We start from the raw sequence: 18,620 nt of genomic DNA, 5'->3' as shown, positions 1-18,620 counted from the left end.
CCGGCGCGGAAGGGCCAGCCGGATCAGACCCGCGCCTCGATATGCTGGGAGGCCGGGATCGGCGGGCCGAACAATTCACGCGCCAGCGCCTCCCCCTCAAACTGCCTGAGGGAAAACCGCGCCGCCGGGCCGTAGCATTGCTCGTCATGCTGAAGCTGCGGAAACAGCTCAAGGATTTCGGCGCGCATATATGGCTCCATCGCGTCGAGGCCCACTTGCCCGGGATGGAAACTTTCGGACAGCATCCCATCGGCATAGATCACCTGATGGGTGTCAAAGAGGATGTGGAAATATTCCACCTCCCGCATGCCACGCACCGGCACAATCGTCGTGCCATTGACGAGGAATTTGGCGCAGACCAGCACTTCATCCTGATCGAACAGCATCTGCGCTTCTGGCCCCTGTACGACCACGCGGTGCAGGGGTGACACCATCGTGTCCCGCTGCGGCGTGTTGGGGCCAAGCGCATGGGCGCGGATCAGCACGGGCGCGCGGCGGCTCAGCGCCTTGCCATCGCTTGCGCTGGCAAGCGTGCTGTCGACCCAGCGAATGGGTTGCAGGCCGTTGTCGCGGGTGATCACCAGATCGCCCTTCTTCAACTCTTCAATCGGTTTCGGGCCAGAGGGCGTGCCGATCAGCGTGCCACGGGTAAAGCAGACATCCGTGGTCCCGATCACTTCCACAGTCAGCGTCGTCGTCTTGACGGTGCCGTTCTCGGTGTAAGTGGCAGTGAAGGTTTCGGTGGTTTGCTGATCTCCGGGGGTGATGACGCCCGGATTTCCATCCCCGTCCAAGCTGTCGTAATAGGCTTCTGACCCGGTGAAGAACCAGATGCCGCAATTCAGCATCTCGAACGTATAGCCGCCCCCGCCGCCCACGAATGTGGTGGCAACCCAGACCTGTGCCCCAGGAGAGAGACTGTCAGGATAAACCTGTTCACCATCGAACATCGTGCCGGTGTTTTTGGTCCCGTCCTCGATAACCTGAAGATTTCTTACGCCATCAACACTCATCGTGTGACCTGCCTTTATCCATCACTGGCGGGACGCCCGCCGCCGCGCCGCATTATTACCGCGACTTTAAGGAGGAATTAAGCCCGTATGCGGGCATAAGGTGTTGAAATCTCGCAAATCGTGTCAAAAAGGACGATGTCGCGCCTGTCATTGTAGAGTGAGCGGGGTGTGGATCGCCCTTGGGTTGAGGGGCGGGCGAATTTCTCGCCATGTTCTTGACAGTTGGGGCGATTCCGTGTCTATCGCGCGCACCGCTGCTGTTGGGCAGTGGGTTTTTGGTGTTTGTGGTCCCCGCAAGGGGAGCCCTGTCGCCACTGGGGCACTGGCCCTCGTGGAAAGGAAAACGCCGGTTTTATTTATGAAGACGATCAAGGACGACACACAATGACCAAGCGTACCGCCGCGAAGTATAAACTCGACCGCCGCATGGGCGAAAACATCTGGGGCCGCCCGAAATCCCCGGTGAACCGCCGCGAATACGGCCCCGGCCAGCACGGCCAGCGCCGCAAGCAGAAGCTTTCCGATTTCGGTATCCAGCTGCGCGCCAAGCAGAAGCTCAAGGGCTATTATGGCGACCTGACCGAAAAGCAGTTCCGCCGCATCTATACCGAAGCAGAGCGTCGCCGGGGTGACACGGGTGAAGCGCTGATCGGCCTGTTGGAGCGCCGCCTTGACGCGGTCGTGTACCGCGCGAAATTCGTGCCGACCATTTTTGCCGCGCGTCAGTTCGTGAACCACGGCCATGTGTTGGTGAACGGCAAGCGGGTGAACATCCCCTCTTATCGTGTGTCCGAAGGCGACGTGATCGAAGTGCGTGAGAAGTCCCGCCAGATGGGTCTCGTGCTGGAAGCCGTGCAAAGCTCCGAGCGTGACGTGCCGGAATATCTGGAAGTGGATCACTCCAAGCTGACCGCGAAATTCACGCGCACGCCTGCGCTGTCCGATGTGCCCTATGCTGCACAGATGGAACCGAACCTCGTGGTCGAATTCTACGCGAAGAACTGATCCTTTTTGGGTCACCACAACCTACGGCAGGGCGTCCCATCGGGGCGCCCTGTTTGCATCTGCAAGGGGGCGCTCCCGCACGTCGCCGCCTCATCAAAGATGAGGCGGCACCCCTTGGGCCGTGCAGCGCCTGCGGCGCTGGGGCTTCGCCTGTCATGAGGTGTTTGAGGAACAGGTCTGTTCCTCAAATCACCTGCTCGATTGTGGGTGTCACGATTCGCCCGCGCGTCAAGGCCACTCGTTCCTCGGACCTTGACCCACGGCCGAATCGCGGGACGGTCAGGCGCCCCATGTGGCGCGCAAAACCCTTACCCAGTTGCCATGGCAGAGTTTGGTAATAAGGTCGGCCCCATAGCCCGCGTTTTGCATCGCGTCCCGCAGGGCAGGCAGGCCCGCGACATCCCCGATCCCATCTGGCACCACCGCGCCGTCGAAATCAGAGCCAAGGCCAACGCAATCCTCGCCTGCCTGCGCGATCATATGGTCAAGATGGCGGATCATCGTCTCAATGGGGGTTTGGGCGCGCATTTGCCCATCATCGCGCAGGAAGGCCGTGGCGAAATTCAGGCCGACCAGCCCACCGCTTTCCCCGATCACCCGCAATTGGTCGTCCGTCAAGTTGCGCGCATGGCGGGTGACGCTGACCGCATTGGAGTGGCTGTTGATGATCGGCTTGTCGCTGAGAGCGACCACATCGAAAAACTCCTTCATGTTCATATGCGCGGTATCCACCGCAATGCCGCGCGCAAGGCAGGCGCGGATCAGATCTTTCCCAGCCTCCGTCAGGCCTGGCCCGGTATCGCCGTCCGAGGGAAAGCGGAACGGTGCGCCCGTGCCGAACATGTTGGGCCGGGACCAGACCGGCCCGAGGGAGCGTAGACCAGCGGCATGGAACACGTCAAGCGCATGGAAATCGGGGTCGATCATCTCCGCCCCTTCGATATGCATTACGGCGGCGATCTGCCCATCGGTCATCGCGGCCTCAATCCCCGCAGCGCTGGTACAGATGCGCAGGAGGCCCGCGCGGTCCATGTCGATCAGCAGCGAGGCTTCGGCCAAGGCGCGGGGCAGGGCGCGGGCATGGGGCACTTCGGGCGGGTGCGGGATGTCATAACTCGGCTGAAGCATCGCCTCCATATCGAAGCCAACCTCGGGCGGATTGCTGATATAGATCGCGAACATCCCACCGCCAAAGCCGCCCGCCTTCATCCGGGGCAAATCGAGATGGCCGCTTCCGTTGCCGTTGCGCAACGCCTCCAGCGCCTCCGCGCGGGGGCGATCGACAAGGCGGCTGAGAATGTCGTTATGGCCATCAAAAATGAGCGGCGTCGTGTGCGGCATGGGGATGCTCCTTTATCCTTCGAAAATGGACGGTGCGCCGGAGGATCGGTTCCGTCAAGGAAACGATGCTCACACCACCCGAAGACTCGCCAAGCCCCTGAAACAGGCGTAAGGAACCCGCATGTCCTATTTTACGCCCATATCCGTAGAAGCGGCCAAGCGCCTGCCCGTGTGGCGCCAACCGGTTGCTTTGCTGGTTGTGATGGCCGCCGCGATGCCGCTCGCGTTTTCCACATGGAATGCGCTTTTGAACAATTTCGTCATTGAGGCGGCGCAGTTTGACGGCTCTGATATCGGGTGGTTGCAGACGTTTCGGGAAATTCCGGGGTTTCTCGCGATCGGCGTGATCCTGCTCATCATCCTTATCCGCGAGCAGGTGCTGGCGCTGATCGCGCTGGCTACTTTGGGCATCGGGGTGGCGCTGACCGCGCAATTTCCGACCTTTCAGGGATTGCTGTTCACCACCGTGCTCAGTTCCATCGGGTTTCACTATTACGAGACGGTCAACCAATCGCTACAACTGCAATGGCTTGATAAGGCGCGCGCGCCGCAGATGCTGGGCAATATCGTCGCCGTCGGGTCGGGCGCGTCCCTGCTGGCTTACGGCACGTTGGTGATCGGGTGGCAGGCGTTTGAGTGGTCCTATAACGCGGTCTATATCGCGGGTGGCGGCGCGACGGTGGTGATTGCGGTGGCCGCGTTCCTGCTGTTTCCGCAATTTGAAAGCCCGAACCCCCAGACCAAAAAGATGGTGCTGCGCAAGCGGTACTGGCTCTATTACGCGTTGCAATTCATGTCCGGCGCGCGGCGGCAAATCTTTGTCGTGTTCGCGGCCTTCATGATGGTCGAAAAGTTCGGGATGAAGGTGCATGAGGTCACGGCTCTGTTCCTCATCAACTACCTCGCGAATATGGTGTTTGCGCCGCTCATGGGCCGGTTTGTCGGCAAATTCGGGGAGCGGACGGCGCTGGGCGTGGAATATTCCGGGCTGATCTGCGTGTTTCTGGCCTATGGCGCGCTCTATTTTCTGGATTGGGGATTGGCGGCGTGGGGGCTCGTTATTGCCTGTGCGCTTTATGTGTTGGACCATCTGTTTTTCGCGCTGGCCTTTGCGCTGAAAACCTATTTCCAGAAGATCGCGGATCCAGCGGATATCGCGCCCACGGCGGCGGTGGCCTTCACGATCAATCATATTGCTGCGGTGTTTTTGCCGGCCTCGCTTGGGTATCTGTGGATCGTGTCGCCGGGCATGGTGTTTTGGCTTGCGGCAGGGATGGCGGCGGTGTCTTTTGGGCTGTCGCGCCTGATCCCGCGCCATCCCGAGCCGGGGAATGAGACGATTTTCGCCCGCGCCATTCGTCCGGTCGCGGCGGAATAAGCGTGGCGACCCCGGCGCGGCAGGCGCGTTTCACCACCGGTTCTACCATGCGCCATGTCGTCGTGATGACCCTGACCGGTTCGGTCGGGCTGACCTTCATGTTTCTGGTGGATGCAGCGACGCTGTTTTGGGTGAGCCAGCTTGGCGATCAGACCCTGATGGCGGCGGTTGGCTTTGCCTGGGTGATCCAGTTTTTCACCATCTCCGCCGGGATCGGGTTGGCGATTGCAGGCACGGCGCTGGTTGCGCGCGCCATCGGGCAGAACCGGTGGGAGGATGCGCGGCTTGACGCCACTGGCGCGCTCATCATTGCCTTTACCGTTCAGGCGGCTGTGGCGGCTGTGGTTATCGTGTTTCGCGATCCGATCCTGAGCCTGATCGGGGCAAGTGGTGAGGCGAAGGTCGTCGGCTCCCGCTTCCTCCTTTTGTCCGTGCCGTCGCTGCCGATCATGGCGCTGGGGATGATGGGCGGGGCGATCCTGCGCGCGGCAGGAGATGCGCGGCGGTCGATGCAAGTAACACTCGCGGCAGGCGCGATTGCCATCGTGCTCGACCCGTTTCTGATTTTGGATGTGAACACGCTCTTTGGATTTGACCTTGGCGGGCAGTATGGGCTTGGCCTTGGCGTGGATGGGGCGGCGATTGGCGTGGCGGTGAGCCGGAGCATCACGGGTTTTCTGGGCATCTGGTATGTGGTGCGGGTGCACCAGCTTGCCGCGCGGCCCCGCATTGCTTGCGTCACCCGTGTCGCGCGCCCCTTCGCCAAGATCGCAGGGCCAGCTATTGCCACGCAGATGTCCACGCCCGTGGGCAATTCGATCCTGACTGCGATGATCGCGGGCTATGGCGACAGTGCGGTGGCCGGATGGTCCGTCGTGTCGCGCCTGACGGTGGTGGCCTTTGGCGGCATCTTCGCGCTCTCGGGCGCCATTGGCGGGATCATCGGGCAGAATTACGGGGCCGCCGCGCTGGACCGGGTGCGCTCCACCTATCGCGATGCGCTCTTGTTTTGCACGATCTACACGCTGCTCACTTGGGGATTGATGTTCATCGGCACGGACCTGATCGTCGCCGCCTTCCAGCTTGAGGGGATCGGGGCCGATGTGACCCGCGCCTTTACCCAGATCGCGGCGGGCGTGTTCGTGTTCACGGGCGCGCTGTTCGTCGCGAATGCGGCATTCAACAACCTCAACCGACCCTTATGGTCCACCGGGCTGAACTGGATGCGGGATGCGATCGTGATCTTTCCTTGCGCGTGGCTCTTGGCCCAAGGCTTCGACGCGCCGGGCGTGGTCTACGGTCAGGCGCTGGCCGGGGTGATCGTCGGCACCATCGCGACGGTGATCGGCTGGCGCTATGTCAACTCTTTGTCAGTCCCGGTGGCGCAACCGGCCTGACCCTTGTCCTGACGCGGTAGGCGGCTTACCTCTGATCCAACAGATGCAGGAGGAGCCATCATGCTGTTTGGACTGGGCCGCAACAAATCCGAGATGATCACACCCGAGGCCGCATTGCCGGGCCGGGCAGAGCCGATCCCGACGGCAGACGCGCATTTCCTCAATGGCCGCCCCCTCAAAGGGCCGTATCCCGAGGGGTTGGAGACAGCCATGTTCGGCATGGGCTGTTTCTGGGGCGTGGAGCGGATGTTCTGGAAGCTTGATGGCGTTTATGTCACTGCCGTGGGCTATGCGGGCGGCTATACACCGAACGCGACCTATCATGAGGTCTGCACGGGTCAAACCGGCCATAACGAAGTGGTTTTCGTCGTCTATGATCCGACAAAGATCAGCTATGACGCCTTGTTGCAGGTGTTCTGGGAAGGGCACGACCCGACCCAAGGGATGCGGCAGGGCAATGATCGCGGCACGCAATACCGCTCCGGCATCTATGTCATGAATGCAGAGCAGAAAGCCGCCGCCGAGGCCAGCAAGGCCGCCTTCGCCCCGCGCCTGCGTGAGGCAGGGTATGGCGTGATCACGACGGAGATTGTGGATGCGCCCGAATTCTTCTTTGCGGAGGATTATCACCAGCAATACCTCGCCAAAAATCCGGGCGGCTATTGCGGCATTGGGGGCACCGGCGTGACCTGCCCCATTGGCACAGGTGCCTGATCCGGCTACCCTAAAGCGCGCGAAGGCCGACGCCTTTCGCGCGCTTCATGTGCGGGGTGCTGCGTTCCTGATGCCGAATGCGTGGGACGCGGGCTCTGCCCGGTTGCTGGCCAGTCTGGATTTCCCCGCCATTGCGACCACCAGCGCGGGCTATGCGTTTGCGGTGGGCAAGCGGGATTCGATGGCAGCCCTGAGCCGGGCGGAAATCCTCGACAACGCAGCCGCGATCGTTGCGGCAACGGACCTGCCCGTGTCTGCCGATCTGGAAGGCGGCTTTGGTCCTGCGCCCCAAGATTGCGCGGAGACGATCCGGCAAGCCGCCGGTATCGGGCTTGTCGGCGGCTCCATTGAGGACGCGACCGGTGATCCCGATGATCCGATCTATCCGTTTGAGGAGGCGGTCGCGCGCGTCGCCGCAGCGGCGGAGGCCGCGCGCGACCTTCGCTTTGTACTCACCGCGCGTGCCGAAGGGCATCTTTATACCGATGTCACAGTGGCGGAGACGATCCGCCGCTTGCAAGCCTTTGCCGATGCCGGGGCGGATGTGCTTTATGCACCGGGTTTGCCTGACCTTGACGCGATCCGCATGGTCTGCGCGGAGGTGGACAAGCCCGTGAACATCCTGATGGGCCTGACCGGGCCGCGCTACAGCGTTGCTGCGTTGGCGGAAGCCGGGGCCGCGCGGATCAGTGTTGGCGGGTCGTTCGCGCGCGCGGCATGGGGCGCATTGCGGCGCGCGGCACTCGAGGTGCCCGACGCGGGCACGTTTGACTATGCCGCCGATGCGATGCCGGGGGCAGAGATTGAGGCGCTGATGGCGGACCCCGCAGGCCACACGCGCTGATCCCTTGCGCATGGCCATGGTTTTCCGTATCGGAGCCTGATCCCAACGAAAGGCCCCGCCATGACCACCTGGACCGCCCTCACGACCCTGCGAGACAAAGCCGAAGCGGAGGCGCTGGGCCTTGCCCTCGAAAACATGGAACCAGAGCCGACAGGCGTGGGCGTGTTCGAGGTTGAGGATGGCTCCGGCACATGGGAGGTCGGCGGCTATTTCACCGATAAGCCGGACCTTGCGGGCCTTGCCCTTTTGGAAGCGATGCATGGGGCGCGCCCCTTTGCCGTCTCAAAACTGGATGATGTGGATTGGGTCGCACAGGTGCGCCGCGAATTGACCCCGGTTCCGGCGGGGCGGTTCGTGGTCTATGGCAGTCATGACCGGGACACGATCCCAGCGAACAAGATCGGGTTGGAGATTGAGGCCGCGATGGCCTTTGGCACCGGGCATCACGGCACGACGCAAGGCTGCCTTCTGTCGCTCGATAAGCTGCTGCAAAAAGGGTTTGTCGCGCGCAACGTCGCGGATATTGGCGCGGGCACGGCGGTGCTGGCGATGGCAGCGGTGGCGTCCATGCCGTGCCGGGCGATTGCCTCTGATATTGATCCGGTGGCGACGATGACCGCGCGGGCCAACACGGTGTTCAACGGCTATGGCGCGGATGTGCGCTGCGTGACCGCACCGGGCTTTCGCCATCCCGATCTGATCGCGCGCGCGCCCTATGATCTGGTGTTTGCCAATATCCTCGCCGGGCCGCTGAAACGGCTTGCCCCACAGATCGCCGCGCATACTGCACCCGGGGCCATTGTGATCCTGTCAGGCATCTTGCGCCGTCAGGGACCAGGCGTTGAGGCGATGTTCCGCGCATGGGGATTTGAGGTGGTGGACCGCCGCTATATCGACGCGTGGGTTACGTTTACCCTGCGCCGTCTCTAGCCAAACGCAAAGGGGCCGCCCGAAGGCAGCCCCTGTTCTGGCACTCCCGATGGGGAGATTTGCGCGTGAACGCCTAGCGCGCGGCGCGGCGGGTCATCGCCTTGGCCACCGGCTGAAGATCACCGCGGATCAGGCCAAGATCGGCCAACTCGCGGGTGGACAGGCGGCTCAGGTCATTCACGGTTTCGGTTTCGGCCTGCCATGCGCGCATTGCGCGGATGGGGGTCATGACACCGTCCATGATCCGGGTTGCAATCAGCGCGACAGAGACGCCGGTGGACGGAGAGTGGTGGATCATGGTCATGGCAGGTTTCCTTATATGTGAGCCAGAAAAGTGAACCGCACCTAGACGCGCCAAACCCCACTTACAAATGCTAAAATTGCCGTAGCTAAGTGCATGAAATGCATAGCTCGCCGGTGATGTCGCGGACGTAGGCGTAAGGGGTCGTTTCCAGATCATCCCCATTCGGGACTAGGCTTTGTTCACGCTTCGTGCTAACGATTTCGAAACCATAGAGCAGGAAAAAAATGCGTGTGTTGGGGATTGATCCGGGACTAAGGCGGATGGGCTGGGGCGTGATTGACGTCGCGGGCAACCGGATCACCCATGTCGCCAATGGTGTGTGTCAATCGACTGGCGACGATCTGGCGGAGCGTTTGCTGTCCCTGCACCGCCAATTGCACCGGATTCTGGCCGATCATGGCCCCAGCACCGCCGCCGTTGAGCATACTTTCGTGAACAAAGATGCCGCTGGCACGCTCAAACTGGGACAGGCGCGGGCCATCGCTCTGCTTGTCCCGGCGGAGCGGGGGCTGAGTGTTGCCGAATACGCGCCCAACGCCGTGAAGAAGGTCGTCGTCGGCGTCGGTCACGCGGCAAAACAGCAGGTGGATCACATGGTGCGGATGCAGCTTCCCGGGGTGGAGATCGCGGGGCCAGACGCCGCCGATGCGCTGGCCATCGCGCTGTGTCACGCGCATCACGCGCGATTCTCCGGGCGGCTTGACGCGGCGATTGCGAGGGCGGGCGTATGATCGGCAAAATCTCCGGGCGGCTTGCGTACCGACAGGCGGATCATGTGCTGATCGAAACACCGGGTGGGGTTGGCTACACCGTGCACTGCTCGGACCGCACGCTCGCACAGATGCCGGAGGAGGGCGGTGCCGTGGCACTCTTCACCGAATTGGTGGTGCGAGAGGATCAGTGGCAGCTTTACGGCTTCCTCACCTTGGCAGAGCGGGATTGGCACCGCTTGCTCACCTCCGTTCAGGGTGTGGGGGCAAAGGCCGCGATGGCGATCCTTGGCACATTGGGGCCGGAGGGCGCGGGCCGCGCGATCACGCTCGGGGATGCAGCCGCGATCAAGGCGGCACCGGGCATCGGGCCGAAGATTGCCGCGCGCGTCGTGAATGAACTCAAGGACAAAGCGCCCGCCATTATGGCGCTTGGGGCTGTGGGCGCGAAACCCGCGATGCCGGGCGTTGCGGTTGGCCCATCCTCCGCCCCGGTGGATGAGGTGATCGACACCAGCCCCGCAACAGCGCCCGAGGGCAGCGCCAATACACGGGCGGAGGCGCTGAGCGCGCTGGTCAACCTTGGCTATGGTCAGGGAGAGGCCGCGATGGCGATTGCCGAAGTGGGCGATGAAGCGTCAGACACCGGCACGCTGATCCGGCTTGCCCTGCGCCGTCTCGCGCCGAAGGGGTAAATGATGACCGACCCGATCGACATGACCCCGGCCCCTCGGCCCGAGGATCAGGACCGCGCCCTGCGCCCGCAAACCCTTGCCGATTTCGTGGGTCAGCGGGAGGCGCGCGCCAATCTGCGCGTGTTTATCGAAAGTGCCAAACAGCGCGGGCAGGCGATGGATCACACGCTGTTCTATGGCCCGCCCGGCTTGGGCAAGACGACGCTGGCGCAAATCATGGCTCGGGAGTTGGGCGTGAATTTCCGCATGACCTCTGGCCCGGTGCTGGCCAAGGCGGGCGATCTGGCGGCGATCCTCACAAATCTGGATGAGCGGGACGTGCTGTTCATCGACGAAATTCACCGGCTCAACCCGGTGGTGGAGGAAGTGCTTTATCCCGGTATGGAGGACTTCGCGCTTGACCTTGTGATCGGGGAGGGGCCAGCGGCGCGCACGGTGCGGATTGATTTGCCGCCCTTCACGCTTGTCGGGGCGACCACGCGGCTCGGTCTGTTGACGACACCGCTGCGCGACCGGTTCGGCATTCCGACGCGGTTGGAATTCTACGACGTGGCCGAACTGGTGCAGATCGTCGAACGGGGCGCGCGCCTGATGGGGGCTGCGGCAACGCCTGATGGTGCGCAGGAGATTGCCCGCCGCGCGCGCGGGACGCCGCGTATCGCGGGCCGCCTGCTGCGCCGGGTGGTCGATTTCGCAATCGTCGAGGGCGATGGCCGCGTGACACAGACCCTCGCGGATCGGGCGCTGACCCGGCTTGGCGTGGATCGGCTGGGTCTGGATGGCGCGGATCGGCGCTATCTGCGGCTTTTGGCGGAGCATTACGGCGGTGGGCCAGTGGGGGTGGAGACGATTGCCGCTGCCCTGTCGGAGGCACGCGATGCGATTGAGGAGGTGATCGAGCCGTTCCTCCTTCAGCAAGGTTTGGTCCAGCGCACCCCGCGCGGGCGGATGCTGGGCCAGCGGGCATGGACCCATCTTGGCCTCACGCCACCCAAACCGGCGGGGCAATCTGATCTGTTTGACGAGGGATGATGACACCAGAAGACGTGACAGCATTGTTCACCCGCAGCGATGGCAGCTATGCCTTTGCGCGCTGGGGTCGGCCCATTGTCCCGGTGATCTTCGGGGTTGAGGATGAAACCATCGCGGTGTTTAAGGGCGCGGCGGAGGCGGTCGTGACCCTCGCGGAGCACAAGATGGCCGAGACGGACCCGGAATTGGGCGCCAATCTGATGGTGTTTTTCCTGCGGGATTGGGCCGAGTTGACCGAAACGCCGCATCTGGATCGACTGGTGCCGGAACTTGGGCAATTGGTGCCCCGGCTTGAGGCCGCGGGGGCCAATCAGTACCGCCTGTTCCGCTTTGACGAGAGCGGCGGGATCAAGGCGGCTTTTGTGTTCCTGCGCTATGACGACAACCTCGCGGCAGTGTCGGCGCAGACCCTCGCGCTCAGCCAGATGGTGCAGACGATCCTTTTGTGGTCCGATCGCGCGTTCATGGACCGCTCCCCCCTTGTGGCTGTCGAGGGTGGGGAGCCGATCCTGCGGCGCGAGATCGCGGAGGTGATCCGCGCGGCTTATCAGCCGGTCATGCCGATGGTTGCACAGGATCCAAGCCATGCGCTGCGGCTTGCGGCCCGTGTCGGGCTTGCCGCGTCGAATTAAGCGTCCGCGATACCGCGATCCACGGCATCCATCTGGTTTTGGTTGTCGCGGTAGGCCCGTGCGGCATCGACCACGGCGCGGAACAGGGCGCGCTGACGACGCGCATACAAAAGATGCTCCGGGTGCCACTGGACGCCCATCAGGAACGGATCGCGCCGCCGCTCCACCGCCTGAATCATCCCCTCTTGATCATGTCCGACGGCATGAAGCCCCTCGCCCAGATCCTCGACCGATTGGGAATGAAGCGAGTTGACCTCCATTTCCTGCGGGCCCGCGATGCAGGCAATGCGGCTGTCCTCCACCAGATCGACCTGTTTGAGCGGCAGGATCGTCCATGGCCGCTCCCGGTTGCCATAGGTTTCATAGGCATTCTGGTTTAGATTGCCGCCCAAGGCGACGTTGATCATCTGCGCGCCCCGGCAAATCCCGAACACCGGCTTGCCGATGGCGAAGGCTTCCAGCACCAGCCGTTTTTCCAGCGCGTCGCGGTCTTGATCCAGCCGCGCCTTCGCAACGATGTCGCCGCCATAAAGATCGGGGGAAATGTCATCGCCGCCCCCGACGATCACGCCGTCCACCTTGGTGATGTCCGCATCCCGCCCGGTGACCCATCGCACCGCGCGGCCCCCGGCCAGAAACACGGCAAGCCACATGAGCGGGAAAATCCGCCAGCCGCTGCGTTTCGAGGTGGTGACGCCGATGATCGGGCGTGTCATTGGAATGCTCCCGTGTTGATGTCGTGATCGTCGAGTATGGTCTGAACGTCCTTGGCCCAGTCAGGGCGGATCGTGGTGAGGGCGTCGCGGTGGGCGGTCCATCCCTTGGCGAGGGCATCAAGGGCAGGGCCATTGCCCGCGACCGTCTCGATCACCGCCCATTTCGCGACCTCCCCTGCGATGGTCCATCCCGGCTCTCCGATCCGGCAATCGGGCAGTCGGTAATGATAGGTCGGACGCGCCGCGATCTTTTCCTCTGGCATGGCGGCGCGCACTTGGTCCTCATCGTGGAGCGCCAAAATCGGCAGCATATCAAGTGCGCGGTTCCGCGATGGATCATGGGTCAGATACAGAGCCGTCAAATCGTCAAGGGTCAGAGATGGCGTCTTGGCCAATGCATCGACAAGGCTGCGCGGAAACGGATCCACAAAGGGCAGCGCGCGGCGGCTCGGATCAATCGGATCAATGCCGCGCACCCAATCCTCAATCAGCGCAAATGCGCGAAGGATCGGCGTGATGTCATCGCCGGTCATGCCATGCACTTCCACATTGAGGTGCATGCCGAAGCCTTGAAGAACGCCACCGCCCGTGCCCTCCGCCCCTTTTGCGGCGAGAGCTTCGCAAAGCGTGTCGAGCGCCGTTAATGCCGTGATCGGGATTGGCGGGGCCACAATCTCAACGGGGATCAGCCCGCGCGACAGGTCAAGTGCCGTCTCTGTGAGGTCAGACAAATCATCCTGCTTGGCGAAGGCACTGTCGAGTTCGACCTCAAATGCGCCATGCTCGGCCGTGTCGATTTTGAACAGGTGCGGCCCGGCCTTCTCGACCTGCCCGCCGAACACGCCGGCCACACAATCGGCGGCCGCGCGCTCCGTCATCCCGCCAAATTCGAGCTCGACACCGATTGAGCGCACGTCGCCTTTAGCATTCCGCGGCTGCGGAATGCCCATATGATGATCCGTTGCGGGCATATGTTAGTTGGACAGGTCGCGTGCCGCGTCGGAAATAGCAGCGCCGCCACGGCGAATATCTTCGCCCGCGCCTTCAAGTGTGTTGCATGCGCTCAGCCCGAGTGCAGCAATCAACAAGAGGCCAGTAGCTTTGACAAAGGACATGCGGAACCCTCCGGTGTTAACGTATCTAAATGCTTAACGCAGGAAAGGCCGATCAGTTCCCTTGCGGCGCGTCCTCTTCGCTGAATTCGGCGCGCGCGAAAGTGAGCGCCACACGGTAAAGCCCGCCGGTTTTTTCCACATTCATCTCCGCATCCAATTGCTGGGCAAAGGCTTCGATCAGTTGGGAGCCGAGGCCATCGCTGGTCACGTCCTCCGCATCGTCGGTCCCCGTCGCCACCGGCAGGTTATGCAGGGTGTTGACGATGACGAGCGTGATCTGGTCCTCCGCGTCGAGCGTGAGGGAGATCGACAGGCGCGATGGCGCGTCGATGCTGGTCATGTGTTTGATGGCGTTCGTCGTCGCCTCCGACACCAAGAGTGCGAGCGGCATCGCCTGATCGGGATAGAGCGCGACAGGCTCCAACCGCGTCTCGACATGGATTTGTTGCCGCTTTTCATCGCCCAGCATGGACACCTGATTGACGATCACGTCGATCAGGTGATCCGCGCGGACCTGTGTGAGCGATGCGGCGGTGTAGAGCATCCGGTGCACCGCCGCGAGCGACAGCACACGCTCCTGCACGCGGGACAACGCGGCGCGGGCATCCGCGGTGTGCGCCAGCCGGATCTGCATATTCGTGATCGAGGAGATGAGTTGCAGGTTGTTTTTCACCCGATGGTGCACTTCCTTGAGAAGGACCGATTTTTCGTCCAGCGCACGCTCCCTGTCGGCCTCATCCTGTGCAACCTGCGCGATAAGGGTGCGCAGGCTTTCGCCGAGATTGCGCAATTCGCCGGGCGCGTCGTCCATCTGATTGGCGGGAGGTTCACGATCCCCGTTCGAATAGGCGATCACATAGGCTTCGAGCCGTTTGACATGGCGGATCACCAGACGGTCAACCGCCAGAAACGCCACGACGAGGCTGACGATCCACATGATGAGCGGGAACAGAACCGGCGCGAACCGCGTCGCAAGGATGCGTGCGTCCCCGGCAATGGGCATGCTCGCCAGCCCGGAAATCTGGTCCCCAAAAATCGGGATGATGGCGTAGAGCCGACGCTCCCCTCCCTCATCACGGGCGATGAAGGTTGAAGATCCGGTCCTGTTCCGGTCAAGAACGGAAAGATCGACAGGAAGCGGAAATGGTTCCCCACCAGCGCCACGGGGCGAGGCGAAAAGCCGGTCTTCCCGGTCCAGCAACGCAATTGTGACCATTTCAGAGCGTTCGCTCATTTCATCAAACAGGATTGTCGGAACAGAAATGGACAGATATCCCAAAAACACCCCATTCTCGCGCACCGGGGCGCTGATGATGGTGACAGGACGCCCGGTTTGTGACCCGGCGGCGCGCACGACAGCGCGCACGTCAGCTTCTTCCATGACCGCAGCAAAATTGGGAGAGGCCGAGAAATCCTGTGTCACCCCGTTCGACGAACAGGTCATCATTCCATCGAGCGGGATGAACCCGGCAAAGATATGCTCTGCACTCCCCTCGACAAAGGAGGCAAGGATCTCCCCGCAGCGGGCCGGGTTGTCGCGGTAATTGACGATGACATGACCCAAGGCAGAGGCCTGCCCGTAGGTTTTTGTAAGGAGGTTGCGCTCCTCCCGCGCGGCGCGTTCAGCCGCGCCCAGAAACGCGCTGCGTTCCAGCGCGCGGGTCTCTTCGACGGTTTGGTTCGTTTGATGGACCGCGATCAGCCCCAGCGGCAAAAGGGCAATGGCAAGCATTGCCACCACACGCGCGGTCAACGATAGCCCGGTGATCCAACGCGCCAGCCCGGTCATCGTGCTTACGCGACCGCCGAGCCACCAAGGGAGGCGAGGGCCGTGCCCTCCGTCGTGATGACATCCTCCCCTTCGTCGAGCTGCATCAATTCCGCCAGCTTGGTGCGGGCGCGGTTGACGCGGCTTTTCATCGTTCCGACGGCGCACTCACACATCTCCGCAGCTTCTTCATAGGAATAGCCGGATGCGCCGACGAGCACGAGCGCCTCCCGCTGATCCACGGGCAATTGCATGAAAGCGGTTTTGAAATCGTTAAAGATCATCGCAGAATCTTGCGGCGCTTTTTCGGCAAGTTTGGCCGCGTGGTTGCCGTCCACGTCCTCCACCTCGCGCCGATGTTTGCGCAGGTTGGAATAATGGGTGTTGCGCAGAATGGTGAACATCCAAGCCTGCAGGTTCGTACCGACCTTGTATTTGTCGATATTGGCCCATGCTTTCACGATGGCGTCTTGCACCAGGTCATCAGCGGCAGCGTGGTTTTGGGTGAGCGCACGCGCAAAAGCACGCAATGATGGGATATAATCCACCATTTCTTCGCGGGGATCGCGATGGCTCATTTAGAGGCTCCCTCACCTTGCGACTTCAGCTTTTGCAAGAGTTGGGCCATTTCGTCCGGGATCGCCTCTTTCAGGGTGTCTTCATATGCCCTGCGGAGGTTCTCCTCGATCTGGCGATCCAACTCGGACGCGCTGTTTCCACGCTTGTTTTTCGCCTCTGGCATACCGTGTCCCATGTTCGGTGATCGTGGGCAGCAAACGCGATGCTGCGCATTTAGTTCCATGAAGAAGGAAATAAAGCCTTCCGTTTGGAACTTAACGCCCGCGCCCGCGTTAGGTTCCAAACGAAATGACATTCCGTCGGAGAAAACTTGATGGCCCAGCCTTCCCCCGAAATCGACCTTCACGCGCTTGCGGTTCAGGAACTGCCGTATTTGCGGCGGTATGCACGGGCGCTTACCGGATCGCAGACCTTGGGTGATGGTTTGGCGACGGCAACCCTTGCACGACTGGTTGACGAGCCAAGTCAACTCCGCGCCGATCTCTCTGGCCGGGCCGCGTTGTTCGCGATTTTCCAAAAGGTTTGGGCCGGAGAGGGTGTGCATGGCGATCAGCCCGCACCAACGGAAGATGGAACGCTTGCGGCCCGCGCCTTCGACCGACTTTCCGCCCTCACCCCCAAAACCCGCGAAGCAATGCTCCTGTCCCGCATGGAAGGCTTCCGCATCGAAGACATTGCCGCCATTCTGGGCGTGAGCCGCGATGAGGCCGACCAATTGCTCACCATCGGGCTGAACGATATGGCTGACGGGATGCGCGGGCGGGTGATGATCATCGAGGACGAGCCGATCATCGCGATGGATCTGCGCTCCATCGTCACCACTCTTGGTCACAGCGTCGTTGGCGTTGCACGGACCCGCGATGCGGCCATCGCGCTGCAAAAACGCGAAGCGCCCGATCTGATCCTTGCCGATATCCAGCTTGCGGATGGGTCATCAGGGATTGATGCGATCAATGACATCCTGAGCCGGGAAAGTGAGACGCCAGTGATCTTCATCACCGCTTATCCCGAGCGTCTATTGACCGGGGAGCGGCCCGAGCCTGCGTTCCTGATCACCAAACCCTTCAGCGAAGAGCAGGTGCGCTCGTCGGTCAGTCAGGCGATGTTCTTTGCCAGCACCGAAAGCCTGTTGAACCAAGGTTAAGCATGGCCTTCCCCCGCACTCTCCGCCATGATGGGCGGGGGATTGGTGACGGGGGAGGGGTGCCTTGGCGTTCACATCGACATTTCGCGTCTATTATGAGGACACCGACATGGGCGGTGTCGTCTATTACGCAAACTACCTGAAATTCCTTGAGCGCGGGCGGTCAGATGCCGTGCGCGCGGCCGGCATTTCCCAGTCAGACATGAAAGAGCGGGACGGCATCGTGTTCGTCGTGCGCCGGGTTGAGGCGGATTACCTGCGCCCCGCCCGGTTTGACGATGTGCTGACGATCGAGACGGGCCTGTCGGACATGAAGGGGGCCAGTTTCGTGATGCCCCAGCGTGTGCTGCGGGGCGATACGGTTTTGCTGTCAGCGCGGATCGGGGTCGCCTGCATGACACTCGCTGGGCGGCCTGTCCGGATCCCGGCGGATATTCGCCATAATTTCATCGCTCTTTTAGGGGATGAGACGGCTTCGTGACGCTTTTCACGGTGGGCATCGGCGGAAATCCTTGCCAAACTTGAAACGGGCGTTGAAATACCTCAAAAAGCATGTGGGCGGTCAACAGAACCACAGACATACGGGCGATTTAAGATGGAAGCAGAAGCACTCGGCACCATTTCGGCAGCCGATTTTACCCTTACCGCGCTTTTCCTTCGGGCGACGCTGACGGTTAAGATCGTAATGATCATCCTTGTGATTGCATCCATATGGTCCTGGGCCATCGTGATTGATCGCACCATGCGCTACTCCAAGGTGCGTCGGGCGACCGCGCAGTTTGAAAAAGCGTTCTGGTCGGGGCAGATGCTCGACGAGATTTACGACCGGATCGGGGACAAGCCCCGCAACCCGGCCGAATCCATCTTTGCCGCGGGTATGCGCGAATGGAAAAAATCCGTCAGTGCCACCAGTCAGGGCATGATCGCGGGCGCGCAACAGCGCGTGGACCGGGCGATGAATGTGGTGATCGCGCGCGAGAACGAAAAGCTGACAAACGGGTTGGGCGTGTTGGCCTCTGTCGGCGCGACATCTCCCTTTATCGGTCTGTTCGGCACGGTCTGGGGGATCAAGCATTCGTTTGAGCAGATCGCCGTGATGCAATCGACCAACCTTGCTGTTGTGGCCCCCGGTATCGCTGAGGCGCTGGTGGCGACCGGGCTTGGCCTGTTGGCCGCGATCCCGGCGGTGATTTTCTATAACAAGCTATCCACCGACAGCGACCGCGTGGTGGGCGATTTCGAGAATTTCGCGGATGAGTTTTCCATGATCCTGTCCCGCCAGTTTGAACGGCAGGGCGCCTGA

Annotated in this window: 22 protein-coding genes; 13 read left to right on the top strand and 9 right to left on the bottom strand. The window is 61.9% G+C overall.

The window, feature by feature from the left end; translation table 11 throughout:
* Positions 1-23: 23 nt before the first annotated feature.
* The gene (locus tag FHS89_RS09960; protein ID WP_184011147.1) at positions 24-1,013 is read right to left on the bottom strand and encodes a Hint domain-containing protein; all 990 of its coding nucleotides are present in this window, start codon (positions 1,011-1,013) and stop codon (positions 24-26) included.
* A gap of 384 nt (positions 1,014-1,397) precedes the next feature.
* On the opposite strand from FHS89_RS09960, the gene rpsD reads away from it, so the two are divergent.
* On the top strand, positions 1,398-2,018 hold the full coding sequence (gene rpsD, locus FHS89_RS09955) for a 30S ribosomal protein S4 (protein WP_184011145.1): 621 nt from the start codon (positions 1,398-1,400) through the stop codon (positions 2,016-2,018).
* Positions 2,019-2,297: 279 nt separating this feature from the next.
* On the opposite strand, the gene FHS89_RS09950 is transcribed toward rpsD, so the two are convergent.
* Positions 2,298-3,359: a dipeptidase gene (locus FHS89_RS09950; RefSeq protein WP_184011143.1), complete on the bottom strand. Its 1,062-nt coding sequence runs from the start codon at positions 3,357-3,359 to the stop codon at positions 2,298-2,300.
* Between the two features lie 121 nt (positions 3,360-3,480).
* Here FHS89_RS09950 and FHS89_RS09945 point away from each other — a divergent pair, with 121 nt between their 5' ends.
* The 5 genes from FHS89_RS09945 (at position 3,481) to FHS89_RS09925 (ending at position 8,622) form a co-directional block, all read left to right on the top strand.
* Entirely contained in the window at positions 3,481-4,737 is a 1,257-nt protein-coding gene (locus FHS89_RS09945) for an MFS transporter (protein WP_184011141.1), read from the top strand.
* 47 nt (positions 4,738-4,784) lie between these two features.
* Positions 4,785-6,134 carry an MATE family efflux transporter gene (locus tag FHS89_RS09940; RefSeq protein WP_184011139.1) on the top strand — a complete coding sequence of 450 codons (1,350 nt, stop codon included), beginning with the start codon at positions 4,785-4,787 and terminating at the stop codon, positions 6,132-6,134.
* A gap of 63 nt (positions 6,135-6,197) precedes the next feature.
* On the top strand, positions 6,198-6,848 hold the full coding sequence (gene msrA / locus FHS89_RS09935; RefSeq protein ID WP_221229378.1) for a peptide-methionine (S)-S-oxide reductase MsrA: 651 nt from the start codon (positions 6,198-6,200) through the stop codon (positions 6,846-6,848).
* The gene (locus FHS89_RS09930) at positions 6,841-7,692 is read left to right on the top strand and encodes an isocitrate lyase/PEP mutase family protein (RefSeq protein ID WP_343051417.1); all 852 of its coding nucleotides are present in this window, start codon (positions 6,841-6,843) and stop codon (positions 7,690-7,692) included. Before msrA ends, FHS89_RS09930 begins: the two co-directional genes overlap by 8 nt.
* A gap of 60 nt (positions 7,693-7,752) precedes the next feature.
* A complete protein-coding gene (locus FHS89_RS09925) occupies positions 7,753-8,622 on the top strand; it encodes a 50S ribosomal protein L11 methyltransferase (protein WP_184011135.1) in 870 nt (289 codons plus the stop codon).
* Between the two features lie 73 nt (positions 8,623-8,695).
* Here the strand turns inward: FHS89_RS09925 and FHS89_RS09920 are convergent, their stop codons facing one another.
* Positions 8,696-8,926, bottom strand: a complete 231-nt coding sequence (locus FHS89_RS09920) for a DUF1127 domain-containing protein (protein WP_246413743.1) — start codon at positions 8,924-8,926, stop codon at positions 8,696-8,698.
* Positions 8,927-9,150: 224 nt separating this feature from the next.
* On the opposite strand from FHS89_RS09920, the gene ruvC reads away from it, so the two are divergent.
* The 4 genes from ruvC to FHS89_RS09900 are packed head-to-tail and all read left to right on the top strand — an operon-like array spanning position 9,151 to position 11,995.
* Positions 9,151-9,657, top strand: a complete 507-nt coding sequence (gene ruvC / locus FHS89_RS09915) for a crossover junction endodeoxyribonuclease RuvC (RefSeq protein ID WP_184011133.1) — start codon at positions 9,151-9,153, stop codon at positions 9,655-9,657.
* Positions 9,654-10,331 (top strand): Holliday junction branch migration protein RuvA, encoded by a 678-nt coding sequence (gene ruvA, locus FHS89_RS09910; RefSeq protein ID WP_184011131.1) that lies wholly within the window; start codon positions 9,654-9,656, stop codon positions 10,329-10,331. The genes ruvC and ruvA overlap by 4 nt, the downstream gene beginning before the upstream one ends.
* Before the next feature lie 3 nt (positions 10,332-10,334).
* Positions 10,335-11,363 (top strand): Holliday junction branch migration DNA helicase RuvB, encoded by a 1,029-nt coding sequence (gene ruvB / locus FHS89_RS09905; RefSeq protein WP_184011129.1) that lies wholly within the window; start codon positions 10,335-10,337, stop codon positions 11,361-11,363.
* On the top strand, positions 11,363-11,995 hold the full coding sequence (locus tag FHS89_RS09900) for a hypothetical protein (RefSeq protein WP_184011127.1): 633 nt from the start codon (positions 11,363-11,365) through the stop codon (positions 11,993-11,995). The genes ruvB and FHS89_RS09900 overlap by 1 nt, the downstream gene beginning before the upstream one ends.
* Here FHS89_RS09900 and FHS89_RS09895 read toward each other — a convergent pair.
* The 6 genes from FHS89_RS09895 to FHS89_RS16290 are packed head-to-tail and all read right to left on the bottom strand — an operon-like array spanning position 11,992 to position 16,468.
* Positions 11,992-12,711, bottom strand: a complete 720-nt coding sequence (locus FHS89_RS09895) for a gamma-glutamyl-gamma-aminobutyrate hydrolase family protein (protein ID WP_184011126.1) — start codon at positions 12,709-12,711, stop codon at positions 11,992-11,994. The two genes, FHS89_RS09900 and FHS89_RS09895, sit on opposite strands and share 4 nt — an antisense overlap.
* Positions 12,708-13,661, bottom strand: a complete 954-nt coding sequence (locus tag FHS89_RS09890; RefSeq protein WP_184011124.1) for an amidoligase family protein — start codon at positions 13,659-13,661, stop codon at positions 12,708-12,710. The genes FHS89_RS09895 and FHS89_RS09890 overlap by 4 nt, the downstream gene beginning before the upstream one ends.
* Before the next feature lie 24 nt (positions 13,662-13,685).
* A complete protein-coding gene (locus FHS89_RS09885; protein ID WP_184011122.1) occupies positions 13,686-13,826 on the bottom strand; it encodes an entericidin A/B family lipoprotein in 141 nt (46 codons plus the stop codon).
* 52 nt (positions 13,827-13,878) lie between these two features.
* Positions 13,879-15,615: a sensor histidine kinase gene (locus tag FHS89_RS09880; RefSeq protein WP_184011119.1), complete on the bottom strand. Its 1,737-nt coding sequence runs from the start codon at positions 15,613-15,615 to the stop codon at positions 13,879-13,881.
* Positions 15,616-15,620: 5 nt separating this feature from the next.
* The gene (locus FHS89_RS09875) at positions 15,621-16,172 is read right to left on the bottom strand and encodes an RNA polymerase sigma factor (RefSeq protein ID WP_184011118.1); all 552 of its coding nucleotides are present in this window, start codon (positions 16,170-16,172) and stop codon (positions 15,621-15,623) included.
* The gene (locus tag FHS89_RS16290; protein ID WP_246413741.1) at positions 16,169-16,468 is read right to left on the bottom strand and encodes a NepR family anti-sigma factor; all 300 of its coding nucleotides are present in this window, start codon (positions 16,466-16,468) and stop codon (positions 16,169-16,171) included. The genes FHS89_RS09875 and FHS89_RS16290 overlap by 4 nt, the downstream gene beginning before the upstream one ends.
* An 18-nt stretch (positions 16,469-16,486) precedes the next feature.
* Between FHS89_RS16290 and FHS89_RS09865 the strand changes: the two genes are divergently transcribed.
* The 3 genes from FHS89_RS09865 to tolQ all read left to right on the top strand — a co-directional run bounded on the left by FHS89_RS09865 (position 16,487) and on the right by tolQ (position 18,620).
* On the top strand, positions 16,487-17,317 hold the full coding sequence (locus tag FHS89_RS09865) for a response regulator (RefSeq protein WP_184011116.1): 831 nt from the start codon (positions 16,487-16,489) through the stop codon (positions 17,315-17,317).
* Positions 17,318-17,381: 64 nt separating this feature from the next.
* On the top strand, positions 17,382-17,798 hold the full coding sequence (gene ybgC, locus FHS89_RS09860; RefSeq protein WP_281376679.1) for a tol-pal system-associated acyl-CoA thioesterase: 417 nt from the start codon (positions 17,382-17,384) through the stop codon (positions 17,796-17,798).
* 114 nt (positions 17,799-17,912) lie between these two features.
* A complete protein-coding gene (tolQ, locus tag FHS89_RS09855; RefSeq protein ID WP_184011114.1) occupies positions 17,913-18,620 on the top strand; it encodes a protein TolQ in 708 nt (235 codons plus the stop codon).

It is taken from the genome of Rubricella aquisinus, assembly GCF_014199445.1.
In the GTDB taxonomy this organism is placed as follows: Bacteria; Pseudomonadota; Alphaproteobacteria; order Rhodobacterales; family Rhodobacteraceae; genus Rubricella; species Rubricella aquisinus.
The sequence above is the reverse complement of the archived record's forward strand: the minus strand, read 5'-3'. Positions and strand labels throughout refer to the sequence as shown.